The sequence below is a fragment of the Nitrosomonas sp. Is79A3 genome, assembly GCF_000219585.1.
In the GTDB taxonomy this organism is placed as follows: Bacteria; Pseudomonadota; Gammaproteobacteria; order Burkholderiales; family Nitrosomonadaceae; genus Nitrosomonas.
The window spans coordinates 1,120,057-1,134,944 of the sequence record NC_015731.1; the positions used below are offsets into that span (position 1 = coordinate 1,120,057).

Here is a 14,888-nt window from a genome sequence, read left to right on the forward strand (position 1 = left end):
TGTTATGCCTGCGGCTGCGCGCGCTGTTGCTAAGAGCAAAGCCAACCCCCAAAGCGATCCGCGCTTCAAGCGTGCGATTGATAAGTTAAACGCCGATAGCCGCAAGCTTAAACAACACCCGCCCGCCGCAAAGAAAGCGGCTGAACCTGCCAAAGCAGCCAAGCCGCCTGCCAATGAAAAAGCCGCTGGTGCGCGCGCCAACCAGGTCGTAAAGCTTGAACAAGCAGAGACCAAAAAACCTGAGCCTTCCAGTTTTCTAGCGCTTTTACAGGCCGAAATTGCCAAGGCTATGCCCAAAACTCTGGGTGACACCGAGAAATTCATGAAAGGCGGTTCGAGTGAGCAAATGAAAGGCTCGCTCAAAGGTAATGTCGCACAACAGAAACAGGAAGCCACCGGAGCGCTCAAAAACACATCCGGGCAGCAGCCTTCTGAAGCGGGTGTGCCTGGCAAACCAGTGACGCCAATCGCCCCGGAACCTGCGGCGCCGGTACCGCAGATTGATGCTGCGGGTGCCATGCCAGCGCCTAAACCGGATACTGAAGTTTCCTTGCAAGCATCCAAGGCCGAGGTGACTGAGGAAACGAAAAATAACAAAATTGACAATTTGAATAAATCCGCCTGGCAAACGGATACCCGCTACTCCACGATGTTGACTGCCAAGGATGCGGTAAACAAGCAAGCCGATGCAGGTCCGGCGAAATACCGCGCTAAGGAAGTTGGCACGCTCGCGCAAACAGCATCCAAAGCTATGGATGTTGCCAAAAAAGGCGCCGCTTCGCTACTGAGCGTGAAAGGGGGGAACAAGACGAAAGTTCTCTCCAAGCAGGAACAACAAAAGGCTAAGGAAGAACAAGAACTTAAATCCTTCAGTGATTTTGTGGTTTCCACGTTCGAGAAAACCAAACAGGCAATCGACAATCGCCTCGAACTTTTGGATACCAAGGTAAACGCACTTTTCGACCAAGGCGTGGAAGCCGCGCTCAGTGCAATGAAGAGTTTTGTTGAAGATCAACTCTTTCAGTACAAGTTGAAGCGTTATCTGTCCGTCCCCTTGGTTGGCCTGGCGCTTTGGGTCAAAGACCAGATTCTCAACTTGCCCGATGAAGTCAACCGCTTCTATGAATCGGGCCGTATCCGGTTCACCGCTGCCATGAATGTATTGGCTGCACAGGTGGCTAATCTCGTTGAGTCAGAATTGGCTGCTGCCAAGAATGATGTGAAAGCTGGTCAAGCAAAGATTGCCGCTCAAGCGGCCACGCTTTCACCCGGTGTGAAAGCGCGCGCGACAGAGGTACAGGCCGAGTTTGCAGGAAAATTTGCCGAACTGGAATCGGGCATCGACGACAAGAAACAGCAACTCGCCGAAGGCCTTGCGCAGAAATATAAGGAAGCCTTTGACAAGGCAGATGAATCCCTTAAGACGATTCAGGATGAGAACAGAGGACTGGTAGACAAGGCTAAGGAAAAAATCGGCGAAATCCTCAAAGCATTGGCGGAATTCAAGGCCCGGTTGATGGGCATTCTACGCAAGGGTGGGGATACCATCGAACTGATCCTGAAAGATCCCATTGCTTTTCTGGGTAACCTGATTTCCGCCATCAAAGCCGGTTTCAATCAGTTTGTCGGTAACATCTTAACGCACTTAAAAACAGGCTTCATGAAATGGCTGTTTGGTACGCTGGTAAAGGCGGGTATCGAAATTCCTGCTGACTTATCCCTGCCATCCATCCTCAAGCTTGTGCTGGGTGTGCTTGGCATCACGTATGAGCGCATGCGTGCCAAAGCCGTGACGCTGATTGGCGAACGTGCCGTCGGGGCTATCGAAAAAGTAGTTGAATACATTTCCGTTCTAGTCAAGGGTGGACCGGCAGCTCTGTGGGAGAAAGTGAAGGAGGATCTTTCTGATCTCAAGGAAATGGTAATCGGCGCAATTCAAGATTGGATCGTGACCACTATCGTTAAGAAAGCCGTCGCCAAGATCGTCTCGATGTTCAACCCGGCTGGGGCAATCATCCAAGCCATCATGATGATCGCCAGCGTGGTGAGCTTCGTGGTCGAACGTGCCGCACAGATCATGGAATTCGTCGAATCAGTCATCAACTCCATCGCTGCCATCGCTCAGGGTGCCATCGGCGGGGCCGCGAACTGGATTGAAAAATCGCTTGGCAATATGGTACCAATCCTAATCGGTTTCCTGGCTAGCTTGATCGGACTGGGTGGTATCAGCGAAAAAATTAAGGAATTCATCAAGAAGGTACAAGCTAAGGTTGATAAAGCCATCGATAAGGCGATTGCGAAGATTGTGGGGGTGGTTAAGAAGTTGTTTGGGAAGATTTCGGGTAAGGGGGACTCGGAGGAAGACAAGAAAAAGCGGCTGGACGAGGCATCGAAGGCGGCGCTCTCCGCAGTTTCAAAGTTCTCCGGTAAGCGGGTTGGCGCCATCGTACTCAAGCCGCTACTGGCCGTAATTAAGCTTCGCTACCGGCTGACATCGCTAGAGCCCGTGCAGGCGGGCGAGTACTGGTCGATCCGGGCAACCATCAACCCGATCACAGTAACGCAGACAAAACTGAAAGTGGGTAAGGACAAGCCGGAAGCGAAAGTGTTGATCGAACACGAGCCTGATTGGCCGTTGGACGAGTTCAACTCCAAGGCCAAGGCGATCAAGAGCGCGACTGAGAAGAAGACAGCCGATAAAGCTATGACGTTGGCGTTCGATCCCAAGACCAAGAAGCAGAAGTCGACCAAGCCATTGCGCCAGGGCGGGCAGGATCGTTTCCGCGCCCAAATACACTCCTTCATCGACAGTATTCCAGACCAGGCCGACCGGACAGACCCCAAGGCTCTGATGACGAAGTTGCAGGCAGATCACCAGCAGGAATTGCAGATGTCGGGAACCGACACACCCGAGAATATGGCGATGATCGAACAGCGGATGAATTCGCAGATGGGCGCGAAATTCCGTGCGGCACTAAAGGGGATGGAGCCAGAAACCATACTTACGGAGGTTAACATCAAAATAAACGCACCCAAACCAGGTCAGCAGCACATTGAGTCGGGTAAGGCACGACAGTTGCAGGACTTGCTCATCGCCCTGCGTACCAAGTACGCAGCTAAATACGCTGAAGTTGCAAAGACAGCTGAGGCAACCATCAAGAGCTGGTTCAAGCTTGATTAGTGGAGGAACGATGGTGCCTATTCCGAGACTTAACTTTTTGAAGGAAAAATCGTGAAAGCCACACAATATGAACAACTGGTAGAAACAGCACGTTTACGTGCCCAAGCAAGTATAGATTCTGCAAAGGCTTGCTTTGGTCTTGGTTCTTACCGGCGCTACGACATTGATCTTCCGACAGCTAAGATAAGTTTTTTCGACGAAGACGGTGTGGAAAAGATTTCAGCCGATATTCAAGTCGCCGGAAGCTGGTCACCCCTTTCCGACTCATGGCTCTGGGCTTGGGACAATGAATCTTTGCCCGAAGTTGTGGCTGCACAAATGGGGGAAGTACGCCAATTTGGTGAGCAAAATGACATTGGGACGGTGCGTACATCATTCGAGCCCTGTGACGAAGGTAAAGCGTGGTCGATGGCCTCAATAGCTGCTCAGATATTGGATGCTGAGTGCATATACCGCGTCGTAAGCCAGAAAAGCTATCTATTCTTGTTACTGTTTTCGATCCGGAAAACTGAATGATATTGCCCAATATACAGCCGCAATAGCCTGGATGATCAATGAAAGGAATTTGCGCTGACTGTAGAGTTTCGTAAGGCTGATCATGTTTGAACTATTCTGGATTAACTAATGAAGAAAGAACTCATGAAAAACAGGGAACGAGCAATCATTGTACTCGTTTCCTTATTTTTGTGTTTGACGACATTGCAGGCATCAGAATTCGGCCAATTTTCTGATTGTTTCCAAATCATCCCGGAATCCTGGACACCTTCGCTGGATCAGGTAGCGCAAGCCATCGAAGAATCCTCCAAGGAGGACAGGCAAGCCTCCCAGCAAGTTCTCAACCGGACGAGCCAAAACCTCGCGGATATTCGAGACGCACAGCTTTTCATTGCTTATGTCCAGTTGATGCAGTCCCTTAACACTCAGGGGAAAACTGAGCTGTTCGACGAACAGAAGCGTTGGTTAAATCAACGCGATGAGAAAGCGCGAGCTTCAGTCGTCTCCAAAGGTGGAACGCTTGCATCGCTGGAATATAGCGATGCGTTTCGCCAGTTCACGGAGGAGCGGCTTGCGGAGCTGAAGGCACGTTTGCTAGAACGCACACAAACCAAGTAACAATCATCAAAAGGAGAATTATTATGAATCTTACCACCCAGCAAAAACGCATTTGTGAACAAGTCGTGAATGTTTTTGAAACCGGAAGCATGCACGGTGATTATGGTGCCATCGCGCAGTTTGCTGATGGCCCCCATGGCATTCGGCAGGTGACCTATGGCCGTTCGCAAACCACCGAGTACAGCAAACTCCATGATCTGGTGGAAAAGTATGCTGAGAGCGGTGGAAGCTTAAGCGATGAACTCAAACTGTTTGTCGACAAGATTGGTCACACGCCCTTGGTCGATGATGATAAATTTCTGGATTTGCTGCGGCAAGCTGGCAAAGATCCGGTGATGCAACGGGTGCAGGATGAGTTTTTTGATGAAGGCTATTTTCAGCCTGCTATGCGCTGGGCCAGCGATAACGGATTTTCCCAGGCTCTATCAGCGCTGGTGATCTATGATTCATTTATCCATAGTGGATCAATCCCCGGTTTCTTGCGTAAGCTTTTTCCAGCTAAAACGCCAGCCAACGGTGGCGAAGAACAGGATTGGATCGCACAATATGTGGCTGCGCGAGATAACTGGCTGAGAAACCATAGCAACGAGCTTCTGCGCAGAACGGTGTACCGTACCGAATGCTTTAATCGCGAGATCCAGCGCGGTAATTGGGATTTGTCGCAACTGCCGATCGATGCGCATGGCACTAAGGTATCGGGAACCTGATTGAGTCAGTTCGTGCATGCAAAGTGGAATCCACGGAAAAGAATCAGAAGCTGTCTGGAGAGTAATTGGAATAGTAATGGAACCTCTGAATAACTGTCATTTCGAGCAGAGCGAGAAATCTATACTGTTGATTACCAAAGATTCCTCACTACGTTCGGAATGACAAAGGTGAATTATTCAGGGATTCCTAATGGATATCACCGGATTGATGTTATAAAAAAGTATGCGTTCTATTGGAGGCTTACATGAATTTTATTAGCCAATTACTTTCGGTAGTTTTTGGGATTGCCTTACTGGGTCTGCTAGGTGTCGGGATCTATTATGCCTTCAATTTCGTCACAGAAAATCTCTTCGCCAGCCTCGATCCCCAACTTTCAGCGATTACCGCTATTGCTGCCGCCACGTTATTGATTTCTAGTTGCATCATTGCGAGCGCTTTGCGTGGGTCACAAAGGGATATTCATGTATTGAATATCAAGAAAAGATTAGCGTATGAGCAGTTTATTCAAATCTGGAGAAAGGTATTTTGGCAAAACTCCCAGCAACAAACTGGGATAGATGCGAGTGATCTACAGGAGCTTGAAAAGCAATTCATCCTCTGGGCCAATCCCAAGATAATCCAGGCCTACATTAAGCTTCGGCAACTTGCAGCCGAAACGCATTTTTCAGATCCCAAGGTTAGGGCACAATTCATCAAGGTATTGATGGAGATAAGGAAAGATCTGGGACTGTCCAATCTGGGGCTTAATGAGCAAGAACTCTTAAAGTGGTCAGAAGATTTTCGTGATCATCTAGCAGGCCGTTGAAAAACGTTTTCGAGGCAGCCGATGCAGGGCAAAAACAGGCGAAAAAGCGCAGTTTATGCATAATAAATGAGCATTTTGAGTCTGTTTTTAACACCGTAGCGGCAACGCAGATAGTTTTTCAACGGCCTGCTAGAGGAAACTCGATTAACAGATTAGTTTAGAAATGTTATTTATTATTAAGGAAACTCTGATTAAGTCCCAAAAACTTGTAAAATACGCGGTAGATTGTAACCACTGCAAGGGAATGCATTGATGAAACAATTAGTATTGTCGATTCCATTATTTATCAAGAAACCAAAAGTAACTCGCCGGCAAAAGTTTCTCGAAGAAATGGAGCAAGTGGTTCCATGGGTAGACTGGACGAATCGGATCGCGCCGCACTATCCGGTAGCAGGTTTGGGACGCAAGCCATTTGCGTTGGAAGCGATGCTGCGGATTCATATGATGCAGCAATGGTTTGGTTATTCAGATCCGGCAATGGAAGAAGCGTTACATGATGTGCCGATGCTACGTGAATTTGCAGGACTAGATGCGGGAGAAGATGTTATGCCTGATGAGACGACGATCCTCAAGTTTCGCCACCTGCTGGAGAAGCATCACTTGGCACAAAGCCTGTTTGCTGAAACAACTGGGCGGTTAGCGCAACAGGGATTATTGCTGCGTCAGGGCACGATAGTTGACGCCACGCTGATAGCGGCTGCGCCATCGACCAAGAACCGGCAACGCAAACGTGATGGCGAGATGAGTTCGACTAAGAAAGGCAACAACTATTACTTTGGATTAAAAGCACACATAGGCGTAGATGCCGATTCCGGCCTGGTGCATAGCCTGGAAATTACCACGGCCAAAGTGGCCGATGGCAACATGATTGATGCGCTGGTACATGGCGAAGAGGCAATTGTATTGGGTGATCGGGCTTATACTCGTAATGATCGCAATCTGGAAGCGCAACGACAGCCGGAAGAGCCGGTCTGGGGTATGCCATTCAAACGCAAGCGCGGTGAGGAATTGCCAGCAGAACATGCCGTGCTCAATCGTATGCTAGCTTCACTACGCGCAAAGGTTGAACATCCGTTTCGTATTGTCAAAAGACAATTTGGTTATACCAAAGTCCGTTACCGAGGATTGTTCAAGAATGCACAACAGCTTTATCTGTTGTTTGCCTTGGCTAATCTTTACCATGTCCGTAAGGTGTGGATGCCAACCACGGGATAATTCCGTCCAATATCCCTGAAAATCAGCATCAGGGGACAGAATAGTATGCAATCTGCTAAAAATTACAGTTATTAATCGCACAATAATGCCTATATTAGCTACTTTACCGATAGCTTTGTCGACAAAACTGGAATAAATAACTTAATCAGAGCTTCCTTAAGTTGATTACATTCATGATTCGACAAGCTCATCACGAACGTAATCAATATATTACCGTTCGTCCTGAGCCTGTCGAAGGACTTAATCAGAGCTTCCTTAAGACCGATGGATAAAACATCTGTAAGGAGTTTGATTGGAGTGAATACACGATTTTCAATGGATATTCCTCTTGATGGCCATGCGTTGACGGAAGATCACTCTTGGTTGTTGTTGGTATTCTGTTAACAAACAAGGAGCTTACAGCCGCTAATTCCCATTAATCGCGCTATTTACACTGCTGTTTGCTTGAATTCTGCAAGATTTTTCAGCAATTCCGTTCGACGGGATGCTAGCGCAGCATCATGTTTTTGACTGATAGCTTTAAATGCATCTGATGCTTGTTTTGCTTCGCTCTGTTTTTGAGCGAATGTTTTTCTTGCAATTTCTACGGCCTCCTGTGCGTCCTTTAGTTGTCCGGGAAATTTATCCGCAGAGACGATACCTGTAATCTCTTTACTTAACATCATAGTCGATGCTTCCTTTGCCAGAAAATGAAGCACGACATAATTACCCTTTGCTTCCATTTGGTTGGCCAGTTCAATTAAGTTTTTTATTCCTTTCAATTTCGTCTCAGCATTTTTCAGGCTTGTCTTTAAATTCTCATACACATTGAGTTTGGTTTGCAGCAGGGTATTAGCATTCTCAGCAGCTTGTCTGGCCGAATCAGAATTATTTCCTGCACTCTCCACTTCCTTACCTTCCAATTCTAAATTATCATCAAAGTCCTGAATCAATTTGTCGATTTGGGTAATGTCACTGGGGTTGATGACGGCATCAGCAATTTCCTGTTTCTGCGCGGCTAATTTCTTCAGTTCGTCTCGATTATGGATAATAGCGTTATACGCCGCGTCATATCCAGCTGTGTTTTGTTGGAACTCTGCAATATTGACCTTCAACGCCTTGAGTTCCTCTTGCAGCAAGGCAACTTTTAATTGCTCGCTTTCGAGCTCGGCCTGCTTCGCTGCGACAGGATCCTGGTCGGGCCCAGCCTTGGCCTTGGCCGCAATGATGTGTGTGGGAGGGGTATTCACAGTTGAAGGGGATGTTTGGGCTTCATTCATTTTATGTATCCTTATAATTTGCAACAGGTGAAATTATGACCTTGCGTGAATTAAGGCGCTGTGATGTCCACACATCCCCCAGTGCCCGCTTACTCCTGTCGGTATCGAACCGGCAATCCATGGTCCATCCTGCACTTTCCGCATTGCTTCAGCTCTGCAAGATACATGCAATTTGCCCAATATTTTGTGTACGTGATGCTGACTGTCGATATGCTCAGTCCTCACTTTCGCGCGATTTCCTTGTTTGAATACCCGCTGCCAATCTCTCTAAACACTACACATTCTGGCGGCGTTAGTGCTTCGCCATATTCTTCCGCATCTGTAACGAATTTTTCACGGTAGAGTGTTCGAAACAGTTCTCCCGAGATCTCAGGCGCACAATTAGGCTTTCTTGCAAGTGAGTCCTCCTTCGTTTGATAGAGTTGGGTTAAGGATGTATCCTGGAGTAGGTGACCAGAGAATCCGACCTGACCGAATCGAATGATTCTTTATGATAAATTTGATACCCTATAACAATCAATGCAATAGGTGCCCACTGGTTAGAGAATGTCCGTAATTCTTCTATGTCTATGCCCTGTTCCATGTCAATTAACACAAGGTCAATCCTAGGCTGGCTGTGCATTGCATCAAGCAAAATCGAAAAGCTATGCGCAATTGTTACTTTAGATACTGCTTGGATAATATCGAAAAAGGAAACAAGTGCTTCGCCGAATAGCCTTATGGGTTTTTGTATTGCGACATTCATAAAACCCTCATCGAGACTTGATGGTTATCAATGTAATCGTCAACTAAATTTTGTTTGAAGCTATCTTACCAACGTAAAACCAAACAGCTTAAATTTACTACACATAAGCTTAAAACTTAATCAGCCCGTATATATTCTCTATTGTCTCTATACTCTTGTAATGAGATTGAGGTAACAAAGAGAAAAAAAGTTCCTAGCTTTCATTTATATCGGAGTAAGATTTTGTAGTCAAGTGTTTTTGTTAGACTGTGTTGCTAACACCAATTTCGATAGCATATATCAAAATTGGTGGCGTTTATTAGCGCAGTAGCCCGCAGGTGAAGGCAAGTCAAGTGAAAGAAACATAGCAATGTAATTAGAGCGCAATATTTTTATATCTTATGTAATCAGTTGCTTGTTATTGTTTTTTGAAAAAGGCAAATGTCAATGCCCGCAATGCCAAAGCTGCTCGCGTCAATTGGCGCTTCACCTCTCAGGATGCTTTCGCAAACTGGCACGTTCGTTTGTATCCGCGTTTTTCAACGTGACTGACTACTAGTTACTAGTGTAATGGATGTTAGAATCTCGGTATTCCGGTCTCATGCCGCTATGCCAAATCGCACTGCTTAGTCTTTTCAAGTTCAATCTCTTTCTGCTACGCATGAGATCTCCCCTTCAGAGCGCTAGCGAATAGTTTAGACATTCTGGACGCTAATCGCTTCGTTTAGTCACTTCTAGCAAATGATAACCAAACTGCGTTTTAACCGGGCCTTGTACTTCACCAACGGGTGCACTGAAAACGACGGTATCAAATTCCTTAACCATTTGTCCGCGGCCGAATTCACCCAGATCACCACCTTGCTTGCCGGATGGGCATAATGAATGTTGTTTTGCCAATTGGCCGAATTCCGCGCCATTTTCGATCTCTGCTTTCAGGTTGTTACATTGTTCTTCTGTTTTTACCAAAATATGACGTGCGCTGGCTCGTGCCATGGAGTTTCTCCTGTATTTTTAGAAGTGCTTAAAATTAATTTTTGTTACGTGGTACATTTAAGCATAAATTGCCATGCTTTATAAAGCATCGTTCCATTTTTTGATGGTTATCCAGGTCATAGAGGTTTTAATGAAAATATCCAATGGTGTCAGCGCAAATGCTTGAGTTAATAAATGTCAATAAGGCCTACGCCGAGGGACGGAAGGTACTGACCAATTTAACGTATACCCTGAAAGCTGGCGAGTATGTGGCCATCATGGGTGATTCTGGCGTGGGCAAATCAACGCTCTTGAATCTGATTGCCGGGTTGGATACGCCGGATTCGGGCGAGATCCGCATTAATGGTGTAGCCATTTCATCGCTGGATGATGACGCTGCCACACAATTGCGGCGCGAGCAGTTTGGGTTCATCTTTCAAGCGTTTCATGTATTGCCGCATCTGACATTGAACCAGAATATCGCTTTGCCTTTATTGCTCAATGGCGCGCCAACAGATCGTGTGAACCACATGTTGATTGACGTGGGGTTGCAAGATCGCGGGCATCATTTTCCGCGCCAGCTATCCGGCGGCGAGTTGCAGCGTGTTGCGATTGCGCGGGCATTAATACATCGGCCTAAATTGGTGCTGGCGGACGAACCGACGGGAAATCTCGATCCGGATACGGCGCATGAGATTCTCCAGTTAATGCGCAAGGAAATCAAAACCAATGGCGCTACGGGCATTCTCGTGACGCATTCGCATGCTGCGGCTGCTACGGCGGATTTTGTGTTGAATTTGACCAAGGATGGTTTGCATCCGGTGAAATCAGAGCGTAGCGAATGAACTCGGCACAATTATCCCGTTGGTTGCTGTTTGGTGAATGGCGAGCGCATTTTGTGCAAATAGTTGTGGCGCTGATCGCTATCGCCATCGGTGTTGCCATGGCGTTTTCAATCCATCTGATTAATACCGCGGCATTCAATGAATTTTCTGCGGCGAGCAAGAGCCTTTCCGGACAATCGGATTTGCAGATTTATGGCCGGAAAGCGTTTTTTGATGAATCGCTTTATCCGTTGCTGGCAAACACGGAAGGCGTGGCACTAGCCAATCCGGTTTTGGAGTTGGATGTGGTGGTGCCGGGTAAACTGCAAAACAGGAACGATCATAAACTGAAAATCATCGGTGTCGATATGTTCCGGGCAGTGCAGATTTCTCCCGATTTGCTGGGATTGACCGAGGAAGGAAAAACGCTGGATCGGCTTGCGGATGATGCTCTCTTTCTGTCGCCAGCCGCAATGGAATGGTTGCAAGTGAAACAAGGCGATTCGCTAGCATTGCATGTGGGATTGCAAACCATTACCTTGCGCGTGGCTGGCGGGCTGGTGCGGGCGCGGGCAGGGCAACGTATTGCGGTGATGGATATTGGCGCGGCGCAGTGGCGTTTCCAGCAGCTCGGTTTATTGTCACGGATCGAGCTGAAACTAAAGAACGGTGTCAATCATGCAGCGTTTAAAGTCAAGCTGGCAGACGAATTGGGTGAATCGTACCGGGTTACTGAGGCAATCGATCAGGAAAAGCGGATTGCCAATATGTCGCGCGCATACCGGGTCAACTTGAACATGCTGGCGCTGGTGGCGCTTTTTACCGGCACGTTTCTGGTGTTTTCCACACAGGTGCTCTCTGTCATCCGCAGGCGCCAGCAATTTGCGTTGTTGCGCGTACTGGGTTTTACACGGCAACAGCTACTGCGGCAAATTATCACCGAAGGGGCGATCCTCGGGATGATCGGGTCGCTGCTGGGGCTGGGCTTAGGGTATACCATCGCCGCCACGGCGATTCAGTTGCTGGGTGGAGATTTGGGCACTAACTTTTTTCCGGGTGTTAAGCCCAGCATTTATTTTGATCCACTGGCTGCAGTGATATTCTTCCTGGTCGGACTCATTGTGACAATGCTGGGAAGTATTGTACCGGCACTGGAGGCCGCACGTGCTAAGCCTGCGCTGGCATTGCGGTCCGGTAGTGAGGATGTGGCCATGGCAAAATTCTCACCGCCTTGGTTTGCTGTGATTTGTTTACTGGTTGCCCTGCTGTTCACACAACTGCCGCCCATTTTTGAATTGCCGGTATTCGGCTATCTGGCGATTGCATTGCTCTTGATCGGCGGAATTGCGTTGATGCCGCGCTTTGCGGCATGGGCTTTTTCGATGCTGCTGAACCAATTGCAGCATTACCAGTTAAGCGCTGTTCTTACCTTGGTGCTGGCGCGTTTGGCGAATGCGCCTAACCAGGCTGCTATCGCGCTGGGTGGAATACTAGCCAGTTTTAGTCTGATGGTGGCAATGGCCATCATGGTGACGAGTTTCCGTGTATCGATCGATGGCTGGCTTGGACATGTTTTGCCGGCTGATTTATATGTGCGTGCTGCGGCAACCGGTGATCAAGGCGGTTTTCAACTTGATGCGCAAAAGGCGATAGCTGAACTGCCCGGTTTTGATCGTGTGGATTTTTTCCGTACGCAGCAATTAACACTCGATGTGGATCGGCCTGAAATCACCTTGTTCGCTCGCCCTGTCGATAGAATGGATGCCCGGAATACGTTACCGTTGACGGATGATAGGATTGCGCCGGGAGCACTGCCCGAGAATGTAATGCCGATCTGGGTGTCGGAAGCGATGGTTGATTTATATGGTTATCGAGTGGGGGAAAAAGTGACTTTGCCGGTCGGCGTAACATCCAATGAATTTCTGGTTGCCGGTGTGTGGCGTGATTATGGTCGCCAGTTTGGCGCGGTGCAGATGCAATTGGCTGATTATCAGCGATTAACAGGAGATTTGAATGTCAATACGGTCGCTTTGTGGTTACAGACCGGAATGGCGCCAGACGAAGCTATTGCGAATTTGCGGCAATTGCCATTTGGTGCGGCATTGGAGATCTCCCGGTCGAGTGATATGCGTGCATTAAGCTTGGAAATCTTTGACCGGAGTTTTGCGGTGACTTATATATTGGAAATGGTGGCAGTTGTGATTGGATTATTGGGCGTAGCGGCCAGTTTCTCGGCGCAAACATTGGCGCGTGCCAAAGAATTCGGTATGTTGCGGCATATTGGCGTCATGCGGCAGCAAATTTTTGCGATACTGGCAACGGAAGGTGGTTTGTTAACGCTGCTTGGGATTGTGTTGGGCTTTGTATTGGGGTGGAGTATCAGTTTGATCCTGGTTTTTATTGTCAATCCGCAATCTTTTCATTGGACCATGCAATTGCATCTGCCTTGGGGTTGGTTGACGATGATCGCTGGGATTATGCTGGTTTCAGCGGCATTGACAGCATTGCTGGCCGGGCGTCAGGCTGTATCCGGTAATGTGATACGTGCAGTACGGGAGGATTGGTAATGGCGGAGAGTAAAAATACCGGCGGACGTTATTGCTTGCATTTTGTCAGCATAATTATGCTGATATTAAACTTGGCTGCGGCGGAGACTATCGCTGAATCTTCCCGGCTGTTACCGGTTGTGCCCGATTACAAACTGACTTTCCCGCATGATTACGGCGCGCATCAAGATTTTCGTATTGAATGGTGGTATATCACCGGCTGGCTGGAGACTGAGGACAAGAATCCACTGGGCTTTCAGGTTACCTTTTTTCGTTATGCCACCGGCCATAATCATGAGAATCCCAGCCGCTTTGCAGCAAAATATTTAATCATCGCGCATCTGGCATTGTCCGATCCTGCGGTGGGTAAACTGATGCATACCGAGAAGTCTGCACGTGAAGGTTTTGATCTGGCGTATGCCAGACAAGGCAATACTGACGTGAAGCTGGATGATTGGACTCTGGTGCGTGAGGAGGATGGACGTTATCAGGTGGATATGCGAACCGGTGATTTTGGCTTGCAACTATCATTGTCGCCGACACAAATGCTGATGTTGCAAGATCAAAACGGTTTTTCCCGCAAAGGCCCGAAACCAGAGCAAGCAAGTTATTACTACAGCGAACCGCATTTGAGTGTAACCGGTACGGTTTTTCGTCAAAATAAGCCAGTTGCAGTCAGCGGCCGCGCCTGGCTTGATCACGAATGGTCGACTGCCTATCTGGATCCGGAAGCCGATGGATGGGATTGGGTCGGTGCCAATCTGGATGATGGCTCATCCTTGATGGCTTTTCAAATACGTAATAAGGATGGTGGTAAAGTTTGGGCCTATGCCGCATTGCGCGATGTATCAGGGGAGGTTAAATTTTTTAATCCGGAACAAGTGGAATTTACACCTGTGCGCACCTGGAAATCGCCGCATACCGAAGCGATTTATCCTGTCGCGATGCATATTCGTACCGGTGAGATTGAATGGCAGCTTACGCCATTGCTGGATGATCAGGAACTCGATTCACGCCAATCTACCGGAGCGGTTTACTGGGAAGGGGCAGTGACACTGACCAGAGATAATCAGCCTGCTGGGCGTGGCTATCTGGAACTCACGGGCTACGTGAAGTCTTTAGCATTATGAGTGAGATTCTGATCCGTGAGGATTTGCAAATCAATCGATGGAAGTGACTCTGAGCGGACTGAAACGTTAGGCAGTTTGGGAGTTTTTGTAAAAAAATTGCTAGATTGAGCAGGTTTTTGCAGTAAATAGGGGAGCTGCTTAATTTCAATACTTTCATTGTTGTTAAATGTGAGTTAGAATTTGTCACCGCAATAATCAAGCGATGTGAGATGATTGCGAAGCAAATACTCGGTTCCATCAATTAAGGATCACTGTAATAGTGAATCTTAGGAGCGGAGATAAAGTTTCATGACCACAAAAATTTTGTGATCGTGTAAGCAGGGGGGTCGATTATTTGTCGACTTTAATTCTTAATCAAAGAAATACCTTAAACAAGGAGATTAGTTATGGGCGAAATCAACAGAAGAGAAA

General features: G+C 47.7%; 12 protein-coding genes. 9 read left to right on the plus strand and 3 right to left on the minus strand.

Features of this window, described 5'->3' with window-relative positions; translation table 11 throughout:
* Nucleotides 1-4: 4 nt before the first annotated feature.
* The 6 genes from NIT79A3_RS05080 to NIT79A3_RS05105 all read left to right on the plus strand — a co-directional run bounded on the left by NIT79A3_RS05080 (nt 5) and on the right by NIT79A3_RS05105 (nt 7,022).
* Entirely contained in the window at nt 5-3,181 is a 3,177-nt protein-coding gene (locus NIT79A3_RS05080) for a hypothetical protein (RefSeq protein WP_013965177.1), read from the plus strand.
* 51 nt (nt 3,182-3,232) lie between these two features.
* Nucleotides 3,233-3,697, plus strand: a complete 465-nt coding sequence (locus tag NIT79A3_RS17710) for a DUF6882 domain-containing protein (protein ID WP_013965178.1) — start codon at nt 3,233-3,235, stop codon at nt 3,695-3,697.
* 108 nt (nt 3,698-3,805) lie between these two features.
* Entirely contained in the window at nt 3,806-4,294 is a 489-nt protein-coding gene (locus NIT79A3_RS17715; RefSeq protein ID WP_013965179.1) for a lysozyme inhibitor LprI family protein, read from the plus strand.
* Nucleotides 4,295-4,317: 23 nt separating this feature from the next.
* Nucleotides 4,318-5,001, plus strand: a complete 684-nt coding sequence (locus NIT79A3_RS05095; RefSeq protein ID WP_013965180.1) for a chitosanase — start codon at nt 4,318-4,320, stop codon at nt 4,999-5,001.
* Nucleotides 5,002-5,246: 245 nt separating this feature from the next.
* On the plus strand, nt 5,247-5,807 hold the full coding sequence (locus tag NIT79A3_RS05100; RefSeq protein ID WP_013965181.1) for a hypothetical protein: 561 nt from the start codon (nt 5,247-5,249) through the stop codon (nt 5,805-5,807).
* Between the two features lie 252 nt (nt 5,808-6,059).
* Nucleotides 6,060-7,022: an IS5 family transposase gene (locus tag NIT79A3_RS05105; protein ID WP_013964369.1), complete on the plus strand. Its 963-nt coding sequence runs from the start codon at nt 6,060-6,062 to the stop codon at nt 7,020-7,022.
* 428 nt (nt 7,023-7,450) lie between these two features.
* Here the strand turns inward: NIT79A3_RS05105 and NIT79A3_RS05110 are convergent, their stop codons facing one another.
* The 3 genes from NIT79A3_RS05110 to NIT79A3_RS05120 form a co-directional block, all read right to left on the minus strand.
* The gene (locus tag NIT79A3_RS05110; protein WP_013965182.1) at nt 7,451-8,281 is read right to left on the minus strand and encodes a hypothetical protein; all 831 of its coding nucleotides are present in this window, start codon (nt 8,279-8,281) and stop codon (nt 7,451-7,453) included.
* A gap of 427 nt (nt 8,282-8,708) precedes the next feature.
* Complete coding sequence (locus tag NIT79A3_RS05115) at nt 8,709-9,026, minus strand: hypothetical protein (RefSeq protein WP_013965183.1); 318 nt, start codon at nt 9,024-9,026, stop codon at nt 8,709-8,711.
* Nucleotides 9,027-9,716: 690 nt separating this feature from the next.
* Nucleotides 9,717-9,998, minus strand: a complete 282-nt coding sequence (locus tag NIT79A3_RS05120) for a peptidylprolyl isomerase (protein ID WP_013965184.1) — start codon at nt 9,996-9,998, stop codon at nt 9,717-9,719.
* 158 nt (nt 9,999-10,156) lie between these two features.
* Between NIT79A3_RS05120 and NIT79A3_RS05125 the strand changes: the two genes are divergently transcribed.
* Genes NIT79A3_RS05125 through NIT79A3_RS05135 form a run of 3 tightly spaced genes read left to right on the plus strand, consistent with a single transcriptional unit; the run spans nt 10,157 to nt 14,477 of the window.
* Complete coding sequence (locus tag NIT79A3_RS05125) at nt 10,157-10,822, plus strand: ABC transporter ATP-binding protein (protein WP_013965185.1); 666 nt, start codon at nt 10,157-10,159, stop codon at nt 10,820-10,822.
* On the plus strand, nt 10,819-13,368 hold the full coding sequence (locus NIT79A3_RS05130) for an FtsX-like permease family protein (RefSeq protein WP_013965186.1): 2,550 nt from the start codon (nt 10,819-10,821) through the stop codon (nt 13,366-13,368). The genes NIT79A3_RS05125 and NIT79A3_RS05130 overlap by 4 nt, the downstream gene beginning before the upstream one ends.
* Nucleotides 13,368-14,477, plus strand: a complete 1,110-nt coding sequence (locus tag NIT79A3_RS05135; protein WP_013965187.1) for a lipocalin-like domain-containing protein — start codon at nt 13,368-13,370, stop codon at nt 14,475-14,477. Before NIT79A3_RS05130 ends, NIT79A3_RS05135 begins: the two co-directional genes overlap by 1 nt.
* Nucleotides 14,478-14,888 lie beyond the last annotated feature (411 nt).

What these genes read in the sequence shown, in the direction of transcription:
- NIT79A3_RS17715 (WP_013965179.1), top strand. Translation starts at nt 3,806, where the DNA reads ATGAAGAAAGAACTCATGAAAAACAGGGAACGAGCAATCATTGTACTC.
- NIT79A3_RS05095 (WP_013965180.1), top strand. Translation starts at nt 4,318, where the DNA reads ATGAATCTTACCACCCAGCAAAAACGCATTTGTGAACAAGTCGTGAAT.
- NIT79A3_RS05135 (WP_013965187.1), top strand. Translation starts at nt 13,368, where the DNA reads ATGGCGGAGAGTAAAAATACCGGCGGACGTTATTGCTTGCATTTTGTC.
- NIT79A3_RS05080 (WP_013965177.1), top strand. Translation starts at nt 5, where the DNA reads ATGCCTGCGGCTGCGCGCGCTGTTGCTAAGAGCAAAGCCAACCCCCAA.
- NIT79A3_RS05120 (WP_013965184.1), bottom strand. Translation starts at nt 9,998, where the DNA reads ATGGCACGAGCCAGCGCACGTCATATTTTGGTAAAAACAGAAGAACAA.
- NIT79A3_RS05130 (WP_013965186.1), top strand. Translation starts at nt 10,819, where the DNA reads ATGAACTCGGCACAATTATCCCGTTGGTTGCTGTTTGGTGAATGGCGA.
- NIT79A3_RS05100 (WP_013965181.1), top strand. Translation starts at nt 5,247, where the DNA reads ATGAATTTTATTAGCCAATTACTTTCGGTAGTTTTTGGGATTGCCTTA.
- NIT79A3_RS05105 (WP_013964369.1), top strand. Translation starts at nt 6,060, where the DNA reads ATGAAACAATTAGTATTGTCGATTCCATTATTTATCAAGAAACCAAAA.
- NIT79A3_RS05110 (WP_013965182.1), bottom strand. Translation starts at nt 8,281, where the DNA reads ATGAATGAAGCCCAAACATCCCCTTCAACTGTGAATACCCCTCCCACA.
- NIT79A3_RS05125 (WP_013965185.1), top strand. Translation starts at nt 10,157, where the DNA reads ATGCTTGAGTTAATAAATGTCAATAAGGCCTACGCCGAGGGACGGAAG.
- NIT79A3_RS05115 (WP_013965183.1), bottom strand. Translation starts at nt 9,026, where the DNA reads ATGAATGTCGCAATACAAAAACCCATAAGGCTATTCGGCGAAGCACTT.